22 protein-coding genes and 2 pseudogenes are annotated in these 20,649 nt (G+C 45.0%); 8 read left to right on the forward strand and 16 right to left on the reverse strand.

The annotated features are described in order from the left end of the window. Window positions 1-229 precede the first annotated feature (229 nt). The 6 genes and pseudogenes from ACL2XP_RS17805 to ACL2XP_RS17830 all read left to right on the forward strand — a co-directional run bounded on the left by ACL2XP_RS17805 (window position 230) and on the right by ACL2XP_RS17830 (window position 3,539). Window positions 230-352: a hypothetical protein gene (locus tag ACL2XP_RS17805; RefSeq protein WP_413734301.1), complete on the forward strand. Its 123-nt coding sequence runs from the start codon at window positions 230-232 to the stop codon at window positions 350-352. A gap of 59 nt (window positions 353-411) precedes the next feature. Next, window positions 412-1,473, forward strand: a complete 1,062-nt coding sequence (locus ACL2XP_RS17810; protein WP_413734303.1) for an acyltransferase family protein — start codon at window positions 412-414, stop codon at window positions 1,471-1,473. A 33-nt stretch (window positions 1,474-1,506) separates the two neighbouring features. Further along, window positions 1,507-1,800, forward strand: a complete 294-nt coding sequence (locus ACL2XP_RS17815) for a helix-turn-helix domain-containing protein (RefSeq protein ID WP_413734305.1) — start codon at window positions 1,507-1,509, stop codon at window positions 1,798-1,800. 183 nt (window positions 1,801-1,983) lie between these two features. Beyond that, a pseudogene (locus ACL2XP_RS17820) lies at window positions 1,984-2,253 on the forward strand (type II toxin-antitoxin system RelE/ParE family toxin). After that, the gene (locus ACL2XP_RS17825) at window positions 2,253-2,540 is read left to right on the forward strand and encodes a HigA family addiction module antitoxin (protein WP_413734307.1); all 288 of its coding nucleotides are present in this window, start codon (window positions 2,253-2,255) and stop codon (window positions 2,538-2,540) included. Before ACL2XP_RS17820 ends, ACL2XP_RS17825 begins: the two are co-directional and overlap by 1 nt. A 672-nt stretch (window positions 2,541-3,212) precedes the next feature. Further along, window positions 3,213-3,539 carry a DUF2442 domain-containing protein gene (locus ACL2XP_RS17830; protein WP_413734309.1) on the forward strand — a complete coding sequence of 109 codons (327 nt, stop codon included), beginning with the start codon at window positions 3,213-3,215 and terminating at the stop codon, window positions 3,537-3,539. A gap of 822 nt (window positions 3,540-4,361) precedes the next feature. On the opposite strand, the gene ACL2XP_RS17835 is transcribed toward ACL2XP_RS17830, so the two are convergent. Then, entirely contained in the window at window positions 4,362-5,591 is a 1,230-nt protein-coding gene (locus tag ACL2XP_RS17835) for a hypothetical protein (RefSeq protein ID WP_413734310.1), read from the reverse strand. A 362-nt stretch (window positions 5,592-5,953) separates the two neighbouring features. Here ACL2XP_RS17835 and ACL2XP_RS17840 point away from each other — a divergent pair, with 362 nt between their 5' ends. Next, window positions 5,954-7,210, forward strand: a complete 1,257-nt coding sequence (locus ACL2XP_RS17840) for an O-antigen ligase family protein (RefSeq protein ID WP_413734312.1) — start codon at window positions 5,954-5,956, stop codon at window positions 7,208-7,210. A gap of 432 nt (window positions 7,211-7,642) precedes the next feature. Here the strand turns inward: ACL2XP_RS17840 and ACL2XP_RS17845 are convergent, their stop codons facing one another. The 4 genes from ACL2XP_RS17845 to ACL2XP_RS17860 are packed head-to-tail and all read right to left on the reverse strand — an operon-like array spanning window position 7,643 to window position 12,774. Then, the gene (locus ACL2XP_RS17845; RefSeq protein WP_413734314.1) at window positions 7,643-7,843 is read right to left on the reverse strand and encodes a hypothetical protein; all 201 of its coding nucleotides are present in this window, start codon (window positions 7,841-7,843) and stop codon (window positions 7,643-7,645) included. Beyond that, the gene (locus tag ACL2XP_RS17850; RefSeq protein ID WP_413734316.1) at window positions 7,840-9,582 is read right to left on the reverse strand and encodes a hypothetical protein; all 1,743 of its coding nucleotides are present in this window, start codon (window positions 9,580-9,582) and stop codon (window positions 7,840-7,842) included. The genes ACL2XP_RS17845 and ACL2XP_RS17850 overlap by 4 nt, the downstream gene beginning before the upstream one ends. A gap of 55 nt (window positions 9,583-9,637) precedes the next feature. Next, complete coding sequence (locus ACL2XP_RS17855; protein ID WP_413734318.1) at window positions 9,638-12,397, reverse strand: host specificity factor TipJ family phage tail protein; 2,760 nt, start codon at window positions 12,395-12,397, stop codon at window positions 9,638-9,640. Next, window positions 12,394-12,774 carry a nitrite transporter gene (locus tag ACL2XP_RS17860; protein WP_413734320.1) on the reverse strand — a complete coding sequence of 127 codons (381 nt, stop codon included), beginning with the start codon at window positions 12,772-12,774 and terminating at the stop codon, window positions 12,394-12,396. Before ACL2XP_RS17860 ends, ACL2XP_RS17855 begins: the two co-directional genes overlap by 4 nt. A gap of 190 nt (window positions 12,775-12,964) precedes the next feature. Between ACL2XP_RS17860 and ACL2XP_RS17865 the strand changes: the two genes are divergently transcribed. Next, entirely contained in the window at window positions 12,965-13,843 is an 879-nt protein-coding gene (locus tag ACL2XP_RS17865; RefSeq protein WP_413734321.1) for a TIR domain-containing protein, read from the forward strand. Here the strand turns inward: ACL2XP_RS17865 and ACL2XP_RS17870 are convergent. The 11 genes and pseudogenes from ACL2XP_RS17870 to ACL2XP_RS17920 form a co-directional block, all read right to left on the reverse strand. After that, window positions 13,823-14,056, reverse strand: a complete 234-nt coding sequence (locus ACL2XP_RS17870) for a hypothetical protein (RefSeq protein WP_413734323.1) — start codon at window positions 14,054-14,056, stop codon at window positions 13,823-13,825. The two genes, ACL2XP_RS17865 and ACL2XP_RS17870, sit on opposite strands and share 21 nt — an antisense overlap. 55 nt (window positions 14,057-14,111) lie before the next feature. After that, window positions 14,112-14,594, reverse strand: a complete 483-nt coding sequence (locus ACL2XP_RS17875) for a DUF1833 family protein (RefSeq protein WP_413734325.1) — start codon at window positions 14,592-14,594, stop codon at window positions 14,112-14,114. After that, window positions 14,591-15,055 carry a hypothetical protein gene (locus ACL2XP_RS17880; protein WP_413734327.1) on the reverse strand — a complete coding sequence of 155 codons (465 nt, stop codon included), beginning with the start codon at window positions 15,053-15,055 and terminating at the stop codon, window positions 14,591-14,593. The genes ACL2XP_RS17875 and ACL2XP_RS17880 overlap by 4 nt, the downstream gene beginning before the upstream one ends. Beyond that, window positions 15,055-17,745 carry a phage tail length tape measure family protein gene (locus ACL2XP_RS17885; RefSeq protein WP_413734329.1) on the reverse strand — a complete coding sequence of 897 codons (2,691 nt, stop codon included), beginning with the start codon at window positions 17,743-17,745 and terminating at the stop codon, window positions 15,055-15,057. The genes ACL2XP_RS17880 and ACL2XP_RS17885 overlap by 1 nt, the downstream gene beginning before the upstream one ends. Continuing rightward, window positions 17,726-18,040 carry a phage tail assembly protein T gene (locus ACL2XP_RS17890; RefSeq protein WP_413734330.1) on the reverse strand — a complete coding sequence of 105 codons (315 nt, stop codon included), beginning with the start codon at window positions 18,038-18,040 and terminating at the stop codon, window positions 17,726-17,728. Before ACL2XP_RS17890 ends, ACL2XP_RS17885 begins: the two co-directional genes overlap by 20 nt. Before the next feature lie 20 nt (window positions 18,041-18,060). Beyond that, window positions 18,061-18,471 (reverse strand): phage minor tail protein domain-containing protein, encoded by a 411-nt coding sequence (locus tag ACL2XP_RS17895; protein ID WP_413734332.1) that lies wholly within the window; start codon window positions 18,469-18,471, stop codon window positions 18,061-18,063. A 100-nt stretch (window positions 18,472-18,571) separates the two neighbouring features. Next, window positions 18,572-19,030 (reverse strand): annotated as a pseudogene (locus ACL2XP_RS17900) (phage tail tube protein); the annotation flags it as partial. A 7-nt stretch (window positions 19,031-19,037) separates the two neighbouring features. Further along, window positions 19,038-19,439, reverse strand: coding sequence for a phage tail terminator protein (gene gpU, locus ACL2XP_RS17905; RefSeq protein ID WP_413734334.1), 402 nt, complete (start codon window positions 19,437-19,439; stop codon window positions 19,038-19,040). Continuing rightward, window positions 19,436-19,987: a phage tail protein gene (locus ACL2XP_RS17910; RefSeq protein WP_413734336.1), complete on the reverse strand. Its 552-nt coding sequence runs from the start codon at window positions 19,985-19,987 to the stop codon at window positions 19,436-19,438. Before ACL2XP_RS17910 ends, gpU begins: the two co-directional genes overlap by 4 nt. Beyond that, window positions 19,977-20,270: a DNA breaking-rejoining protein gene (locus ACL2XP_RS17915; protein ID WP_413734337.1), complete on the reverse strand. Its 294-nt coding sequence runs from the start codon at window positions 20,268-20,270 to the stop codon at window positions 19,977-19,979. The genes ACL2XP_RS17910 and ACL2XP_RS17915 overlap by 11 nt, the downstream gene beginning before the upstream one ends. Continuing rightward, a complete protein-coding gene (locus tag ACL2XP_RS17920; protein ID WP_413734339.1) occupies window positions 20,263-20,583 on the reverse strand; it encodes a DUF2190 family protein in 321 nt (106 codons plus the stop codon). The genes ACL2XP_RS17915 and ACL2XP_RS17920 overlap by 8 nt, the downstream gene beginning before the upstream one ends. Window positions 20,584-20,649 lie beyond the last annotated feature (66 nt).

Genomic DNA, 20,649 nt, shown 5'->3' on the forward strand with positions numbered 1-20,649 from the left:
TACCAGTTAAGATACAGTTAAGTAACGCTGTGCGATGATAATCATGTTTCCATTTAGTTCCATTCATTTCTTTTGCTGTGAACCATCTTTAGGGGCTTCTCTGGCCCCATTTTTTTTGGCGCTACTCGCTCCCCTTATCCTTTAGTAAGCGTCCGGGCGTCTCGCCTTGCTCACGAAATACCATTCCAGCACTCTGATCTCACTCCATAAAATCGGTGTGAGATGAATCATGATGAAACGTTATTCCCTTAGCGAAAAACAGCAACACATTGATGCTTGGCAACACAGTGGATTTACCAAACATTTGTTTTTTTTTGCGCAATCTAACTTAAAAAATGAAATTGTTGATTAAGTATTTATTTTCGCAGGACTATGCTATCACTCTTTTTAAAAACAACATGAGTATATAAAATGCTCGGAATTTTGCGATTTTTTTTGGCGAGTTGCGTTATTTCATTTCATTTATCTGCTAAGATACCCAATATAGGCCAGTTATCTGTTAATTTTTTCTATGTAATAAGTGGCTACTTAATAACTCTTATTTTGAATGATATCTATAAATTCAGGTTAAAGAAATTTTCTTTAAATAGATTTTTAAGATTATATCCGGCATATTACTCTTTCACTTTTCTTTCTTTAGTGCTTGCCATAATACCAATATCAGGAGTGACATCATCAGTTTTCCATTCATCATGGAGCGGTAGCCAGCAACCTTTCGACATATTAGGTAATATATTTATCTTCCCATGGGCTTTTCTTAGCGATCAATCCGTCCTCGCGATTCCAAATTTATTATATTCTGAAGAGCCTCGGCTAAGGCTCATCCCATCAACTTGGTCAATAGCAGTTGAAATAGTTTGTTATTTTATTTTGTTTATATTTACCGGAAGAAACATCTATACCGCGATAATAAGCTTTTTCCTTGCAGCACTATTTCATATTTATCTGAATAGTAGTGCATTAAACGCTGGGTATATTTATTACCCTTTTATGTCAGCCATGTTGCCGTTTAGTGTTGGTGCCATTGGATGCTTCTTATCAAAAAGAATAGAAAAAAAATATTCACTATCATTTTCAATGAACAAACAATTTTTATCATTAGCAGCAATTATTTTCTTGTTTCTTTTTAACTGGTGGCTATCCCTAGGCTCTGCTGATTTTTATAGATCACTTTATTTTTACACAAACAACGTCATTGCATTATTTTCAATCATGATTCTGCATAATTCCAAACCATCCGATTATTTTAAAAAGGTATGCAAAATTCTTGGGGATCTTTCGTACCCTATGTTTTTAATACACTATATTGCTGGCTATATCGGGTGGCATATAATCGGAATGCCTAATTACCTTAGAGGATGGGATATTTTCATCATGGGATACATTATTTCCGTCCTTATCAGCATAGCATGCTTGATTTTCATAGATCAACCCATACAAAAAATAAGGAATAAAATAAGACATCAGGAATAATAATTCCGCAATCTCTAAGGGTTGGGGCAGATTATGACATTATCCCTACATTATTACGGCTGGGAAGATATTCCTTACCACTCCGATAGACACGACGATGAAACCGTTCCTGGTGAAGTAGTGGCCATCATGGTCGATCAAAACGTCAGCCTGCCGGCCGCGTGGCGTATCCATTCAGGATTGTCACAATACGATGTTGCCGAAAAACTCGGCGCCGCCCAGTCCGCCGTGTCGCAGTGGGAATCCGTGGACTCAAAGCCACAGAAAAAAAACCGTGAAAAGATGGCGGCGCTGTATGGTTGCAGACCGGAACAGCTAATGCTTTAAAACGTAGCCCTGGTAGAAGCTATTGCCCGGCCTCTTAGCATGGATGCTTGCCGGGTATGAATGAACGGGCGGGAATGTCCAAACGTTGGTATAAGGCACATTATTGGCGACGACGAACGGCCGGCGCATCTGCTGATACTCTCGGCGTAACGATGCCTATTCTATGGCAAGGCCGGCGTAGTTTTGTTGCAACGTCTGCTATTGCGCCTGTTTTTCGAGAAGGGGTCGACCGCAGGTATCGACGCGAAGCAGTCCGGTAAACTCCGCCTACGTCTGGCGGTTATCGATGCGGCGGAAGACATCAAGGATATTGACCGGCCGGGATATTGCCTTCACACGCTTACCGGGGACAGGTGAGGCCAATGGGCAATAACCGTAACGGGCAATTGGCGCATCACGTTTGAATTTATGGATGGCAACGCCTGTATCGTTAACTATGAGGATTATCACTGATGACTATGTTTAATCCACCGCCTCCAGGTGAAATCATTGCAGAAACCCTGGACGATCTCAATATCGGCATTCGAAAGTTCTCACGCGCATTGCATGTGGCCCCCTCCACCGCACAACGGCTGGTCAGCGGTCATTCTGCGGTTTCTCCAGAAATGGCCCTGAAACTTTCGGCGGCGCTTGGTAGTTCGGCGAAATTCTGGCTCAATCTTCAAGACAATTACAGCCTTTGGGTGGCACAGAAAAAAGTTGATATCTCACAGCTGCGCCGGCTGGTTGCAACTGCCTGACGACAGCTACTCAACCACAGCCTGCCCACGCTTATGGCCACACAGGTAATGATGCACAGATGCAGTCCTGCTGTATCGCGCTTATTGATAAACTCGATAGGGACTGTTTTTGGGTGCAGGCCATTGCCCCAGAGATAGGATTTTAGCGGGTACAGTAACGGGAAAATAGGCATAACCAACCATCTCACGACTGCATCAGCTTGCTCATACTACTCTGTTTTTATTACGAATTCTTGGTTTGCACAGGGATGTTACTTGAATCCGTACAGCCATAAAGCCGAGGGATTTTAAAAATCCTCAGCATAATTTTGAAATCAACGAGTTACGTAAAATCAGCCGGTTACAAATCATGATGGCGGATGATTATTTACACAATGGATCATTTACCACCGCATGTTCATGTTATAGGAACCAACGGCCAGGTAGTTTTGTTTGCTGCAAGATAGCGTTGAGCGGGAAGAAATGATTGGCGTAAAACCTAAGGAACTCGCGGAGATCGAAAAGGCGCGTCTCAAACAACTTCCATAACTACAGGCAGCATGGGGGCAAATCCATGGCAACTAAAACACAGATCGATGCGGCCGTACAGCGCGGCCAGGAAACAATAAATAGCCCGTTGCGGGCTATTGCGGCCCGCTACGATACAAAATCGCAACGTGTCATCGTGTCATCGTGTCATCGTGTCATCGTGTCATCGTGTCATTAGCATCCGGCATCGAGCTGGCAATACCGCCGGCCATCGTGCCGGGATTAGGCACTGCTAGCGCAGCTGAGCTAGAAGAAATAGAAATTACTCCATTGGGCAACGGACTCTATTTCCCCGCCATCGACGGCGATGTGTATATCCCTGCGATAATGGATGGCTATACCGGAACCAGCAAATGGCTGGCGCGCGAGCTTGGCCGCAAAGGCGGTTCAGCAACCTCCGAGAAAAAAAGCGCCGCTTCAAAGGCGAATGGTAAATTGGGCGGCAGGCCTAGAAAAGTAAAAGTGGTTTGAATATCACTAAATACGGTCCTCCCCGCATCGCATGCGGACGTGCCATTAAAGCAAAATCAGTGTATGTAGCTAATATTCTTAGTAAAATAATCACCTGGATGAATAACGTAGTCAGGATATAAAAATTTTCTGGTCTCGGCAGCAAATTCCAGGCATAAAAAAACCGCCTATCGGCGGTATCAACTTGCTCATACTACTTTGTTTTTATTACGAATTCTGGTGTGGTACCCGGGACGGGACTTGAACCCGTACAGCCATAAAGCCGAGGGATTTTAAATCGTGCTTGGTAACTTTATCTATCAATAACTTAATCACATTATTCATAATAACAATCAAAATATAATCATCAAAGAAACAGTGACTTACAGCCATTAATTGTTTGATATTACGAATTTCTTAACCATCACATCACCGGATTGTCATCCCACTCCCCAGCCCTCATATCGTTCACGCAATACATCACCACGCCAAAAATATTCACACCTGGTTCATCCATGCCGGCGATATCAATCAACTGAATGTAGCCCGTATCGAGTCTCTCTTGGCAAATTACAGTGAATAATGGAATTTTTTTCGCTTCGTAAAATTTTGCTAGAAATTCGATAGTATTCGTGTAACATGTGAGACTCTTGAAGAAGATATTTTGTGGTGTCTTTTATGCTAAAGAACATATCTGGCAATTTTTTTAAAGTAAAAATGTTTACTTTTTTTAAGGAACATGCGCCAAAGTCATTTCCTTATGACTTGGCACTGCTTGTTATATTTGGTTGTGTGGCTGTCTACATCCTTTCATTATCTATTAATTACGGCCGTATTTTTTAATCAAAAAACTTGCCACTCTCCATCAACTAGGGTGGCTGTCATTTTTCTTCCTATTCCATTTGCCACATTTATTTTGGCATCACCAGAAAATGCAATTTTATTTCCTGTGAAGTTATCAACCTCTAATGTATAGCCATCATTTAGTTTTTTCTGGCTTGGTAACTTGAGGTCCACATCAGAACTAGCCTTTATGATATATCTTGCATACATATCACTGAGTTGGCCAGACTCTTTTATTATTTTCGTCTTATAAGAAATCCGTTCTACTTGACCATCTGGCGAGATCTTGGTAACCAGTCTGCCTGATGAGTAAAATTCTACAGAGCTATTTTTATTCTTCCCAGAAAAAACCATCCCCACTTTTGCAGCCGAATTATCCATAAAACCAGCTTCTGTTTCATTAGTTTTTGAGCCATTATAGCTATAAAAATTTGCTTCTTTGGCTCCCTGCGAGGCAAAGCCTAAGCTCCACTGTTGCTTGTAACCTGACGTAGCCGACCGAGCCAAAAAGGCCGCAGTTCCACCATGCTTTGAGGCGGGAAGTATTGTTGTATCAATACCGTTTATCTCATTTGGATTTTCAACGGCATTATTTATTATTCCATTTTCTTGAATAACACCTGATTTTGCTCGACCATTTTCCGCGTAGAAATTATTAAAATTTGCAGCCCATATCTTTGAAGTCGGATTTATTTTCAGCCCTACCCCATTTGAGGGGGTACCCATTTTTCTTGTTTTATTGTTTACCCATCCATCAGTGATAACCTTTCCTGCCCTTACTGCAACAACAAACGCAGACCATTTTGGTTCGTGATCAGTATCAATCAGCATTCCTGGCCGAATTTTTGAAGTGTCTATCTGAGGTGAAGAGAAAGATGTGGGCGTGTAATTCGCCTTGTTTATTATCTCCCAACTCCTAAACGGACTAGAGGTATTGTCTGCATAAAGCCCAACCGAGTCCCTGTTGCTATATCCGGATAACGATTTAGTCCACGCAAAACCATTCACAGGATAATCAAATGGCTTATCAGGGTTAGCCCTAACTGCTAGGGCTATTGCGCTAGCCCTCATACCGTATGTGTCCTTTGATGCATATAGGCCTGATGTAAATGTATCTTCAGGGGCATGATTAGAAATACGCCCCATTGTCCCTATAGGTGCCTCTTGGGCATAAGCGTTTGCTCCAATAGCACAAAGAGAGATTACTATCAACTTTTTTACTGTTTTCATCAAGTCCGCCGTCTGTTAGGTAGATTAGTTCATATGAGTAACAGATTTGCTCTGGTATAGCAAAGCGGTTCAATGTATGCTCTTGTAAGGTTTCCTATATTTTTATAACTGTAATTATTGAAGATGTTTGATTTTGTGGATATAGAGGATCATGCCTTTTGCCGAGAAAACCCACCATTACCTTGAACGGCCTACTCTCGAATTGCTGGGTCAAAACGCCTATGGCTGTTACATTTGTCTCCAAGCCAGTGGAATATGCTGGGTTATGGCGATTTGGCAGAGAAAATGGCTACTACGTCACAACCTAACCAAGAAGATATGGGCCTCCACCATATTGACAAGTTAATCGAGTATATATAAAGATGAATTTTAAACGGATAAATCTCAATTCAATAACTAAACTTTCTATAAAAATATTTATATTCCTTATTGTATTTTTACCATCCGGAACCATTGGAGGGTTAAACATCAAAATATTATCAATGGCTATGCTTATAGCATGTATGCTCATAAGCATATTGTCCATTGGGCGATTGAATAAAAAAAGTTTGCTCCTTATTGCAACTTTCGCAATAAGCTTAATTTTTGTAATAATAAATTACATAACTGCAACAAATTCTTCTATCTCAAAAGGATACGCAACTGCTGAGGGCATGTTGTTTATCACTTATTTTTTGTCTGCCGCAATATTGCTTATAGCAATAACAGAAAATATTATACCAAAGAATTCTGTAATAAAGACTATAGTCTACTCATGCGTTTTTTACTCTACTATAAAAATAATAATTACGGCAATGTCTGTAGTCGGTTTATTATCCATATATGTTGTTTCTGATTTTATTTATCAAAGCTACGGTATAAAACCAATGCTTTTCCCTATCACAGATACATTTAGTAGATTCCAGCTAGCAAATGACTATATAGTGTGTTTTGCTTTATTTTTCATGATATGCAAATATGATAGTTTTGATTTTATTGGGAATAAATTAAAATTAATTCTCACCTATATATTGATAATAAGCGTATTAATATCTTTTTCTAGGTACATGATACTTTTACTTTTTATAGGGTTGGCTATCAGAGTTTATAGCATTAGGAAAGTTTCACTTAATGGTATATTAAGTGTTTTGGTCATTTTGTCCATTGTTATATTTGGTTACCTGTCAAATATGGAAAGCATTAATGAAGCTATATCTTTGCGCTTCTCTTCTGATGCAAACGATGTTTCCGATCAAACTAGGTCAATTCAAATAGATTGTCTTTATAAGGCATTTGAGAATAGACCATTACTCGGATATGGAGGGCTGGGTGATTATTCTCGTCAATGCCCTGGGCCACGTGATGCCGAATTTTCTTACGAGGTCCAATACCTTGGTTTCCTCTTCCGTTTTGGTTTTTTGCAAACTATTTTTATCGCATTGCTTTATTTTTCTCAGTTCTCTATTGCCAAATCTGGCACGTTTGTAAAAAAAGGAAACATACCATCATTAATAGCTTTCCTATGCTGGATGATGATTGGTTTTTTCAATCCTTATCTCGTTAGTGGTTATGCGTCCGTAATTATGGTTCTATGTGTATGTTTAACTGGGAAAAAAGAAACGGAGAGTGATATTGCGTGATATCTACAATGTGGTTGTAAAATTTAATTTTCTTTATCTCTAGAGGATATGAGGACTATACAACCATAAATCATGCATTATCACCAGGCACTCCCATTATATAGACCTGTTTATTCTGGATTAAGTGCCTGATTTAAATGCTGCATCACAAAATTTTGGCGTGAAATATAAAGGAGTTATCTCACCCACCAAAATAAATTATTGATAAATGTGATTTTTATCTTTCTAATGGAATTAGCAACAACTTTACTTCATTTATTGTTTTTTGTCGTTTCCCTTGACTCGTTGCAAGAAGTAATTTTTTCTATTTTTCTTTGTAACTTCTCTGCCCTAAAACATGCCTCTTTGTAGTCTCTTTCAAGATGGGAACATTGTAAATTAATTACTGTGATTTGTGTTTTTACTAACTCCAGCTCTAACTCAAGTTCTCGTTTAAAAGTCATTATATGCGGCCCCATCTTCATTTTTTGCTAATTTTCTAGCTTCGATTATTGAATCTGCTAGCAATGTAACTATTTCAGATCGCCCCTCATGAAAGAGTCCATCATCACCCGTTATTGTTAAATAAACAATGCCATCATCTTGAAAGGCTTTTTCGCCTTCAAGCAAACCTTCTGTAATGTCTTTTATCATGCAACCACCCATAAATTTAAAGAGGATACCCATGTAATTACATACGTCCCAACGTTTTGTAAAACGACTGAAGCAGACGGGGTAACAGATTGATAGATTAAATAATCTCCATCGACACTATTAAGAGTAACGGCCCCACCAGTATAAGGTTTTTTAATGCGGTATGTCTGGCCGTCAACTTTATCGATTTGAGCTGGAACAGACACCGTTATGTTATTTACAGTTGCGATGATGAACAAATAAAATCCATTATTCATAGTCGCATTTGCGCCGATTACGGTTGTTAATTCTGGCTGTAAACCTACCCTTCCAATACCATCAATAAAACGCCTTAGTCCTCCGGTTATACTGCCATTTCTTACAACGCTGTGATAAGCAACTGTGCCACCATAAGAAACAAAACCCTGCTCACAACCAGAGTTAACGTAACCTCTTGGTGTATTGACACCATTATCCCCGGCGGCAAAAAAACTTGCCACTTCTGCACCAGTAGATCTAAATCCATTTTGCCATTTATTACCAATTTTTGAATTTCTTGCTAAAAAAGCCACTGTGCCCCTATTATTTCCCAATGATACGCTGTCAAATCCATTAAAATCTGTGGGGCTAGTGAGTTTATTATTAACCATGCCTAATTCAAAACCAGAAGCATGATTAGCTTTAGAATTGAGATCAATCACAACATTACCATTAAGAGCGAAAGTCTTTGATTTAAAATTTATATACATACCTGTCGTCCCGACAGGTACTCCAGCCGTACTACCATCAGAGGACCACTTATCGACACTTATCGTTTTTGTTGATGCATTCCAGCCTGTCACCATTCCCCAAAATGATGAAGAATGCATGGTCGCCAGAATCATGCCAACTTTAAGCAAAGAAAAATCAATATCAGCTACGACACTGTTAGCGGAATAAGATGTTACCGAGTTTACTATTTCACCCACTGCATATGCTTCGGTATATCCCTCAAAAAAAGCGGCCACATCATCTACTGAACCATATGCTCGTAATCCTATTGAATCCGATACCCCTGCAACCTGTGTATTATAGCCGTTTGCACCTTGGTTAATACGAACCGAAAAGCCTGTAGCATTACGACGTATTCCATGTGTACTACGTGCAATAGCTAACCCACCAGGCAATAAAACATCATTGTCAGATAATCGATTGTTCCATATTGTAGCATCTGCCACCGGATTGTAGCCCAGGTACCCAATAGTTGTTCCGGTATCAAGTAAACTTCTAAGGCGATAGATAGCGTCAAATACACTCAAACTCCCATAGCCAACCAATTTAGCACCTTCGCTTGAACCGAGGTTTTGGCGAAGTGTATCGCCATCCATCAGCACAAAGTGCGTGACATCGCTCGCCCAGGTTCCCGCAGTAGTCCCAGTGGTGGTAAACCCGACATTGGTGCTGGCGTTCAGGCGGTAATACTGGTTGTCGTAACGGATGTACTGGTTACGTGCGCTGAACTGGAACGGCCCTTCTTCATAATCGCCAAGGAAAACATAACCGGAGCTGTTCAGAAAAGACTGGAAGCGGGTTTCCTGGCCAGACATCTGTTCGTCATGTTCTTTCTCCATGCCGTGATAGGTTTTGCGTGGTACACCAAAACGGTCAGGAAAATTTCTCACCTGGCGATTATTGCTAAAGTGATCCGTATTTTCCGCATTGTCGAATAGATCTTTGACAGCCGAAGAACCCAGTGGGTTTTTGGTGTTATAGGTCGTCATGCTGGCCTCATAAATAAGAAAACCCGCCGAAGCGGGTTATTTTGTTGTGTATGGCTTAACTCACATCGCCGGGATAAAGGGCGTCGTCATAGTCGTAGAAGGCCGAACTGTATTCACCGGCTTTCACCTGACAGGTACCATCAGAACTGGGCGCTATCTCAGAAATAATGGCGTCATAACCCACTCGGCTAGATGAACAGAAAATTAAGCGGGGCGGCTCAATATAGGGGTCGTCTAAGATGATGCTGTCGAAATCAGCAGCATGTGGCACACGTAGCTGATATTCGCCGAATTGGGTCGCTACCAGTAGAGGTGACGCAGAACCATCCTGATATCTTATAAGCACCCGGGGATTACTGAACGTCCAATCAAGTGGCTCCGATACCGTAAATGTGGTCACTCCGCCTGAAGTGGAAATGCCGGTAATGAGACTGGAAATTGTCATATTACCGGGTATGTCGTCAGTCAGCACCAACCGGTCCCCATACTGATAACACAACGCATCTAACTCGGTAGTAGTAGTGTGGGTCAAGCGCTGTCGCTGATACTTCAATAGCCGACGCATACCGATGCGATAAGCACGATCCGGATCGAGAACACCGTCCAATGTGTAGTCCTCAATTTTCGAAGGCGTCGGATTATCCGGCATTCGGCATTGAACCGTTTCTTCTGCCCAGGTGGTGCCATTAATATAAGTGACGTTCACACCATCATAGTCATCTTGAGACGGGGCGCTGAAAGCCGTCTGCAAAGCTTCCGTAGTTTCTTGCGGGCTGATAATCCCAGTCCAATTTTTCACCCCTTCTCTGCCGGCGGACGCCAGGCCATCACTTAACAGAAAATATCCCATGCCGGCATTAGTAATTTTTTGAAGGATATCGAGCGCTGACGTGCTGTCACCGTCTGCTGAAAAATCGAAATACTCTTCTCTCGGTGTCCAATAATTCGTTTCCAACGAATCGATGCTGGCAATATCAATCTGCGCTGGAGTAAATCCCAAAGATAGGAGGACGTGGTATAACGCCCCACTGATGGTTCTCGCGGTGCCGGTGTCATAATCACGAGTGGCCACCACATTGATACGCCTGTCGGATTGTGCTGCCAGTTTCCCCCCTGTCACGACGCTCACCGCCATTGTCGTGATATCGGTATAAGACGCCGGCCGGGAGGACAGCCTTGATCTCAACGCCTGCCAATAGGCATTATCGCGGCTGTTGTCTTCCCCTTGTTCATTGGTGCGTCGTACCCGGACCTCTGCGAGTGCCGGCTCAGTCAGAGTAATTCGTTCGGTGTAACCTAACCCATTAATGGATTTATTTTCGTAACTAATCGATTTTGATGTCCACCCTGCGCCGGAACCATACACCCGAAATTGCAGCTCAATCTTCACAGTACGGGATTTTTTACTGCCTTTACTGTTGAAGCCACAAATTCCCGAAGGAAACGAAAAATTCAATTCAAAGCAATCAGTAGTCTCGTTCTCTGGACAGACAAGGAATGGACCTAACCAGGTATCGCTGTCGTTGATCCCCGTAGCGGTAAAATCAAGCACGGAACGGTTGGCAAATCCGGGCCAGGTATTCTCCTCTTCACCGCTGAGGAGCCGTACCACAGTGATAGTAGTGCCATCAATGGTGAGGATTTTATACTCGCTGCCAACATGACTGATAGCGAGACGCTGGATTCCATCAGGGATGCCAGAGAACGCTGCGCCGGCGGCATTGTTATAGGCAAGGGTGATGCTTGCCGTGACTATAGTGGTTTCGCCAGTGACTTCGTCAGTAGTTTCGCTGTGCGGGGTGTAGCTTGCGATAAACAAGTTGTAGTTAATGCTGTTGTAGGTCAGCGTGATCGGCATTCCGACATATGGCACGATCTCCGCCAGATTGTTGCCGGTGATGATGCTATATAACCCCCCCGTGGTAACAGCGTATGAATCAGGAATAATCAGTACGAGGGTCGAACCAACCACCCAACTTTCGGGCAGGGCATTATCATCATTATCACTGGAATCGTCGTCATCAGCCGTCACGCCCACAAACGACACGGACGATCCATTTACATTCACCCCATCGGCCAGGATATCGTCTGTTTCCGGAGCCGTTGTCCCCATATCCAACCCAATGCCACTGGTGGTGCCGCCCACTTCGGTTGAGAGATACCAATTTTCCGTTCTTTCATCGCCAGCTACATTTGCGCCTGGCGTATAAGTGACATAGTTGAAATCAGCATCCAAAGAGCCGATAGGAGTATCCCCTACGCGAACATCACCGTTCGAAAACGAAAATCGCCCCACTCCCAGGGAAACAAACAGGTGCATGGTAAATTTTTCCGGGTCGTTGGGATCGAAACGACCCACCGGTGAAACCAGATAATCTGGCCAGATACGCCGCTTCCCGAACACTTCACGAATCGGGTCGCCAAGTTTCGCCTGGTTAGCTTTAGCAGGATTTAGCTCCAGCGATGAGCCCGATCCAGGAGATGAATACCCACCAGCCCCGAGGTTGGACATCATAAAAAGCGAGTATGCGACAGATACCGCGGCTACCGCCACGGCAATCCAGCCCGCGATCCCCAATTCAATGCCATATGGAACCGGATAAATGCGAATATCATCACCAGGTGATATCTGGCGCAACGGCCAATCATTGGCCGGTACACTGCGACCATTTACTTCAACGGCAATCGGATGGCGCATATCATTTTTATAATCAGTGACATTTTTCATGAACCATTGATGCAAGGTCATGCATCCATGTTCGTGTGTTTCCAGCGGTTCGCCTGGTAATCGTGAGGGGTAGATCCTGATAGTCATTGCCAGAACTCCACTCGGGGAAAATGACGCATAAACCGCGCCAGAGGCAGGAACGTTACATTGGTTTTCGGGTTGCACTCCGCTGCACAAAATTCCCCTTGGATGGAAACAATAATGGCCACATGCGTGACCATGCTCCCGGAATAGCACGCCACGCCCGCGCCTTGACAGGGCTCACAGCGCTGCAGGGTCTTCATGAGCCGACGGGCTTCCCGGTCGAGTCCACCATCATCTTTTGTGACCCCAGCAAATTCAGGCCACACCGGTAACCCGAGGTCACGGCGAATTTCATTTATGATGCCAAAACAGTCGAATTTGGGAAAAACGCGTCCACCTTTTTGCCAGATGACAGAACGGTACTTATCGATGTCATGCATTTTTATCTCGATATAATAAAAGTCCATATAACCGGATTGTATTGTGCTAAATAAACTTTCAATTATTAAAATTGTGATGAGATTTCCCAAAGCCTAATTTTGCATACTGGCTAATCATCAGGATTCTTGTCACTATTGCAACGGTGTATCTTCAGCTAACCTTCAGGCATAACCTAAAACGGTGTAAATAATGTCAATAAGCTCAAATCGTTCAACGATCGTCCGCATCCAAAAAGAGATAGCAGACCTTCAGAAGAAGGCGGCGGATGAAAGTAAAAAAGAAGCCCAACTTCTCTCTAAGATCAACCAGTTGCAGAGGAGCATCACGAAATCAACCTCTGCTAGTGCACTCAGTGCAAAACTTTCTGAGATTGCTCGACATAATGGCGACATTGCGAAATGCAATACAAAAAAAGCTGATATTTCTCAGAAAATGGCCTCAAAAACATCTGATCTCCATAGATACGAATCTCAATTAGCACGAGATGAAGAAACTGAACGCAAAAAACAGGAAATTGCGCAAAAAAAGCGCGAAAAAGAACAAACTGCATTTCAGCTAAAACTTACTCGCGATTTGGCATCACAGACACGTGCTTTGCAACAACAGATCGCACTAACCAAATCTAATAACGTTGATACATTCGCTGATGATGGCATCCCTCTTCAGTACGATGTTTTTATTTCACATGCCAGTGAGGACAAGGATTCTTTTGTTAGGCCATTCGCAGAGCAACTTATTGCGATTGGCATCAAAGTTTGGTACGACGAGTTCTCACTTAAATGGGGTGACAGCCTAAGAAAATCAATCGATAAGGGTCTCGCCAATTCCCGTTTCGGTATCGTGGTTCTCTCTAAATCTTTTGTGCAAAAACCATGGACTGAATATGAGCTAAACGGACTTGTTGCCGGTGAAATAGAAGGTACAAAGAGAATCCTCCCAATATGGCATGAAATATCGAAGTCTGAGGTAATGAAATTTAGTCCAACTTTAGCAGATAAATTAGCAATGAATACATTAACAAATACCATCGAAGAAATCGCTGAACAGTTACTTCCTCTTATCCGATAAAATATTAAGCTGATCAAGCAAGTCCAGCATTCTACACAGATCATAACCTTCTCCATAAGGAGAAGGTTTCAAACCTGCTTCATCCGCGAGATGCTTCGCATGTTTTGCCCAGTCAGGCAAATTGGGAACTATAATTTTTTTAATCACTCCTATTTCATATCGTAGAGATGTAATTTCATATTCAAGGTTAGCAATTTTATCATCACGGCTCATATAACTCCCTTCGATTATTATTTATTAAATTATTTATAAAAATAAAATTGCGCGATTATGATATATACCTCAGCCCCGGGAATGCGGGAAGTGTATAGCGATAACGTGGCCATGCCGTATCAAGAACATTCATGTAACCGGCGGTGATCTGAACTTCCGTAGCAGTCCAGTAGCCAGACTTGATATCTAAGGTGAAAGGCCTGGCCGCAGGAGCCAACAGGTCGGTGGAGATGTAGCGGCGATAAGTCAGCGTGGCACCTTTAAGGTTATCCAAAGCATTACGAATTGCCGTTGAAACTTTCCCGTCCACATTGCTGATTGCAAATTTAAGATCCTGCGTACCATCGGCGTTACGCGCCGGTAACGCAACATCAATCGCACAGCCTTCAAACGTTGCCGCCTGACCGTCCTCAAGAATAACCGAGATGTTATCCCAACCACGGGTCAGCCAGTAAGCGTTTCCCCCCACAGTTATCTGGATGGTCTCGATCAATATCTCGCTGCCGCTACTGGCATAAAGTCGGTTAAGTGCCGTCACGATTTCGGCCACTCCCTGTTGATGGATAAATCCAAAATATCCTGGTTCACCACAATGTCAGGGAAATCCAACAATTCCTCATCAATGACAGGCCTCTGCCACAGTTCAAGCGTTGCCGTGCATTGCCACCGCCGAGGAAGTAGCAAAGTTGGCCCTTGATACATCCCCGTAAACCGGCATTGATAAGAATCAACGCCAAGTGGTGTTAGCAAGCGCATTTGGAACCATGCGGCCCCCTTAACGCGAAACTTGTACCAGGCTTCAAATAACTGAGCTTGGCCCGGTTTTTTAAACATCCATTTAACCTGGACCTGGCTGGGTACCGAGATATAAATTTGCCGTTGCCTTGCTCTGCCGGATGATAATTGGGAGCGTAGAACTTGTTCAGCTACGGGTTCAAAACCATAACCATCCGTAACAGGTAAGGGGAGATAATCATGGGGATAGTTTATATCGTCCATTATGTTATTCTCCTGCGGGGATAAACAGTTCTCATTGCTTTTCCATAATCATCGGTAGGATTAATAACCTGTGATGCCATGTATTTCTTAATGCGCTTTTCTGAAGCTCGTTGGCTTTGCTCAATAGCCGCGAGTGTGGTGTCATCCGGTTTGCCGGTAAAAGAATTTTGAAATACTACATGGGCGGAAGAGGAATTCGCCGCCCGCTGCTTACTTACTGCGTCCAAGGTAGCGTCCAGTTTTGCTGAAGTATTGGCGGTCGTTACTCTTTCCCCTTTCTGCAAAAGCCATGTACCGGACTCCGGCACAGAATCAATACCATCATGGGCCATGCCTGCGAGTGCCGACGCAGATATCGCGGCGACCAGCGGTTCCGTTATTGCCGCAGCGGAGGCCATTGCGCCAGGTGCTAAGGCTGGCCCAACAATCGGTATAGCAGCAGTCGAAGCAAATGCCGCCAGTTGAGCCTGTAGAGCTGTAGCTTGGGCATTCGATGTCAACGGGCCAACAGTTGCTGCCTGCCCGGTTCTTCCTACGAGGAGCTGAATGGCCTGATACACAAGCCACTGAGCGCCCATCTGGGTCAAGGTCTGAATGACTGTTTGACCAAATCCCATCACCATATTGTTCAGTGCATCGCCAACACCTTCAGATGACGTCGCAAGCCCATACAGGGCAGATGAAAGAGAGCTTGTCGATTCCTGAATAATTGACGAAGTTGAATTCGCTGCAATCTGGTTATAATCGGTCGCCATATCGGCATAATTTTGCCATGACGTTTTCACTCCAGAAAGCCAGTTATTTCGCAACTGATCCTGAGCGGAGTAATACCCTTCCAATGCTTTTAGTTCATCTTGAAAGCCTTTATCGGAAAGGTTGCCACCTTGATTTTGCCATCCTTGACGTAACTGGGCCCGTTCATTCATGCGCTGGGCTTCACGATTACTTAAACCAGCGCCATCCACCAGCGAGCCCGTTTTTTCGCGCAATTGAGTGACATATTTTTGAGACGTGTCCTGCAGCTTATTCAGGCGCTCCTGAGCCGCGATCTGATCCCCCAGTTTCGCGTTTATCTCTGCCTGAGCCAGTACCTTTTCCTTGTTGGCAAGTAGAGACTGTTCCTCTTTGCTCAGGGCACGCGTCTGGGCCGCTTCTTCAATGACAGTATACTTAGACTGAAGTGCCCAAAGATCCTTTCGCTTTTGACTGATGGTATCATTCAGGCCTTTATGCTCCTGGAGGACTTTCAACTGCGCCATCAGCGAAAGAGTTTCTGCGCTGGTCTGGTCAGAATAGCGATCCCCGACTGAGACGGTAATACCCTTCGTTTTTTTTTCTTTTGGGTCCTTATACCGTTCTTCTATTCCTTTTTTTATCTGAGCAATTTCTTCATTGCTCAATGCTTGGTTGAGTCGTTTTCTCTCCTCGATGTACTGATTCAGCCGCTGGTATTCCTGGGTGCGCTGCTGATCTTTTGTTAATCCAGCATCCGCCAATCCTTGGAAGTGTTGCTGATTTAACAGCGAACTTTGTTCAAGAGTCGCTTGGCGCTGTTTTTCCTCGGTCTTACGCTGTTCGGTATGCAGTTGGTCCGTTAACGTGCTGACCATCTGGCGAGCTTGATCACGCGCCATTTCCATACCAAGACGCTGCTGTCCCTGGGCATTACCACGCAGCGCCGTGTCAAGTTCATAAAGCCGGCCGGTTGCATCGGCAAGTTGCTGCTGTAGCGATTCCTGGCGCCCTATATCCAGCAACTTGTTCCACATCCAGGTAAAGGCATTGCCCACGGAATTGGCTGCTCGCGCCAGTGTTCCCATGTTCTGTTGGATACTATCAGCCATCTCCCGGAAACCACTGGCGGCCACACCATTGGCATAATTCAAAGCGTCTGTATATTTCCCGGCTTCCTGAAGCGAACGAACATAATCCAGTTGAGCGGAAGAGACATGTCCATACTGATTGGCCATGGCCTTGAGTCCCGATTCGGGGTCAGACGTGATTTTACCGAAAATGTCTGCGAGCTTATCAACCTTCACACCGGTGGTATCGGAAAGGCTGGCAATGGAAACAGCGACCGCCTGATAATTTTTACCAAGATCCGCGCCGGCACTGGCTAAAGCGTTAACCGCGGAACGCGTAGAGGTGAATGATGCTCCGGACTGCTCGACCGTTTCAGTGATGAACAACAGATTGTTTGCGGTCTGTCCGGCTTTGTTGCCGGTTAGCTCCAACGCCTTGGTATAATCAGCAAGAGTCGATTGCCCAGTGTAGAAGGCATAACCAAGCGCACCAGCAGCAGCGGCTAGGGCGACAACGCCTGCCGTAACCGGATTTATGGCACCTAACAGGCTGGCGAAAGTGGGACGCAAGCCACCAAAAGAGTCTTTAATCTGCCCACCTTGCTGGAGCAGTATAAGCCACGGACTCTGGCCGCCGGCAAGTTGTGTGGCAATATCCGTAAACTGCGCGGGCAGCATACGCATGGCGGCACGATATTGCCCAATGGAAATGCCTGCGCGCTTAGCGGCTAATTCTTGTCGGGCAAAAGCCCGTGAAACCTGATCACCGCTGTCATTCGCTGCTTTTCCCAGCCCAGAGAGCTGGGTCTTGAGTCTGGCGACTTCTTCATTGAATTTGGCACTATTACCATCAATATTGACAACCAGATCACCCACTTGCTGGGACATAGCGGACTCCTCCGGGTATGCTTTCAACTATCGCCATCATTTGATCATCGGAAATTTCCTCATTTTCCCGTGCTGCGCCCAACAGGCTGAAATCTGCCGGCGAAATGCCATGATCTTTGGGGTCAACGAACAAGGAAACGGCCAAGTAGCTTAGGTGGGCAAAATGCGAGTCGATCAGATCATCCATAAAATAGTTTTCCTGATAAAATTCGCCCCACTCCCGCCATTCTCGCGACGACATTTCAGAGAGCATCAAGCGCCAATCAGGGCGCCCAAACTCCCTCGCCAACCGCATCGCGAAGCGGCGGGAACTGTTTAAGACTTTTCCAAAGAGGGGGGTTCCACCTCCTGAGGCGCTTCTTCCGCAGCGGACTCTTTTAACGCATCAACGGCCGGTATCATGTCGGAGAGTTCGCGCACTTTCCCGGCAGCCGCACTGAGAATCGGCACGGGATGATTGCGGAGAAGATCATGGGAGATGTCCTTGACGCTACGAGATTCGCCTTCCGCTTGGCTCAGGGAAAGAGCGACTATCCAGGCGCAGTCACGGATATTGAGTCCCACAAATGCCTTAAATTTCTCATTTTCCTTCGCATCGTCCGGAGGCAACTGACTTTGCTCTTGAAAAACATATTCCAAGTATTCAAGACGATTTAGGGCAGATAGTTCATAAAGGGTGAAGGAGGTCGCACCCAATGTCAGAGTGTCGCTTTTACAAGAATTCATTAATGGACTCCGATATGGCGGGAAGATCCGTCATTGAAAAACATTACGGTACGGCGGAAGGAGGATCACTGCCAAATGTTCAGGTGGTTGACTCGTTGGTCTCAGCCAGAGAAGGCTTGCCTTTATTGGTAATTTTCACGCTACGGGTAATAACATCGTTACGCGCAATAGTTTTGCCAAGGCTGCTTATCCAGCCGGTAAAGACATCAACAGTTCCGTTGGGATATTTAATTTTATAGGTTTTTTCCGCACCATCCATGAACCAGCCAAGCAGGTCTTTCTGGCCTTCCTCACCTGGTTTCCAAGCCAAAGTAGCGCTAGCTTCACCTGCTGATTTTACGCCCTGTGCAGAGGAGTCCCAATCAGCGTCGTCGTCATCTATATACGAATCATCATAGGAATCCGCCGTCAATTCGCCAGGGGTTAAATCCTTTATTTTCGCCAGGCGGGTCCAGTCAATATCGATGAGTGGGTCAGCATAAGGATCGCCGCTACCACCGTAAATCCACAGAGTGGTACCAGCACCCTTAACCGGGGTAAGAGGGGTTGGAGTCGCCATAATGTCCTCACATAATATAGTTCAGGGAATATTGGAGATCGGCAGATCCCCATGTTGTTGATTCGTCGTCGCGCTGATAGTCATAGCCCTCAACGCTTATGGTTTCGAGCAATTCAGCTAGCACCGGCACATCTTCCATCGCTGGGTAAATCCGCTGCTCCATCCATTTATCCAGCTCGCTATCGGTGGCCGTAGCCTTAAGAAAGACTTCGATATGGAGTACAGCGCGCCACTCCTCTTCATCAATAGATTCACCGGTTGCCTTTGCGTCAGTAAGATACACAGCCACTGCGGGCAGATCTTCGGGTGAAATAAATCCGGGGCGCCCGTCATACCAAGTCACTTTTGGCAGGGTTACAGACTGCCTGAGCTTGCCCAGTACCGCGGCACGTATAAGCGGATGCTTCATTTTATTAACAGCCTTATCTGGTTTTTCAGAGAGGCAATCATTTCCTTCGGCATGTCCGACTCCATCAATTTTGGCAATTCTTCCTTGAATGCCAGCGTCAGCGGAATGGCTAAAGGGATTTTTACCACCTCGATCGGATAACGGGCTTTCGCCGTACGACGCAGAACATGCCAGCGCCCATTGTTCAATTGCTGCACGAACGCTCCGGGAAATGAGAAATTACCCACTCGAAGAACGCTTCCTGTTCCGCTCTGGTCACGCTTACGCCGTGATAATTGCATACGTACCGGACCCAGCTTGATAGCCGGCAGGTCGCCACGATTTACCCTGATTGTCGCCAGAGTACGGCGGGGGCTCGCACGTTTGAGACGCGCCCGCTGGTTAACGAGTTTACGTTTTACCCGGGTTTCCTTTGATACGCGGGACGCGCTGCGACTAATGGCGCGGCCTGCGATACGGTTGATGGATTGTGCGGTCGCCCGCGGCACCGCTGTTTTGCTAATGTTGTTCAGGCTATTAATTACCTGATCAAGACCTTTAATTGTCAACGTCAGCCCCCTCAATCCAGATTTGTGGTTTTCCGTTGAAGGGCTGATGGCGGGTAACGATATAACTGCCCCCATTAAAAACTACGGTGTCGTTTCGATGGGGCTGATAATCTGCATCAAACACCACCAACGATATACCATCCCCTGCCAACGGACCGAGTTCAGTAATAAAATGGCTTTCAACAGCGATATAATCCTCGTTGTTTATCACCACCAATTTACCGAAACGCTCCCGGGTAATGGCATCCATCCTGGCCGCCATCAACTCAAAGGCATTAGCCATTAATTTTTACGGCGATCGACGTTACGCCCGCGCCGGCCGTCTCCCAAGCGACACCGGCAGCGATAGCGTCAGTCGCATCCAGCTGGAGCACGTCATCCTTAAAATGCACTCGCGAACCGGTGGCTATAACGTCGGCAGTCAATTTAGGTAGCTTGAAAACGCCTTCGGCAAAACCGTCTCCAGTCTCACCCTCGGCAATATCAGTAATGGCCACCGCCACAATACCGCCAACCACGACCACATCACCGCTGGCGATATCCGATAGAGCGGTTATGGTTATAGTCTTGCCATCCTGAACGTAATTTTTTGCCATGATGTTCTCCACAGGCCTCCCAAGAAGCCTGGTTTTTGATATAAAAAAAACCCTTACGGGCCACGA

The sequence above is a fragment of the Sodalis sp. RH21 genome (assembly GCF_047324175.1).
Classification (GTDB): Bacteria; Pseudomonadota; Gammaproteobacteria; order Enterobacterales; family Enterobacteriaceae; genus Acerihabitans.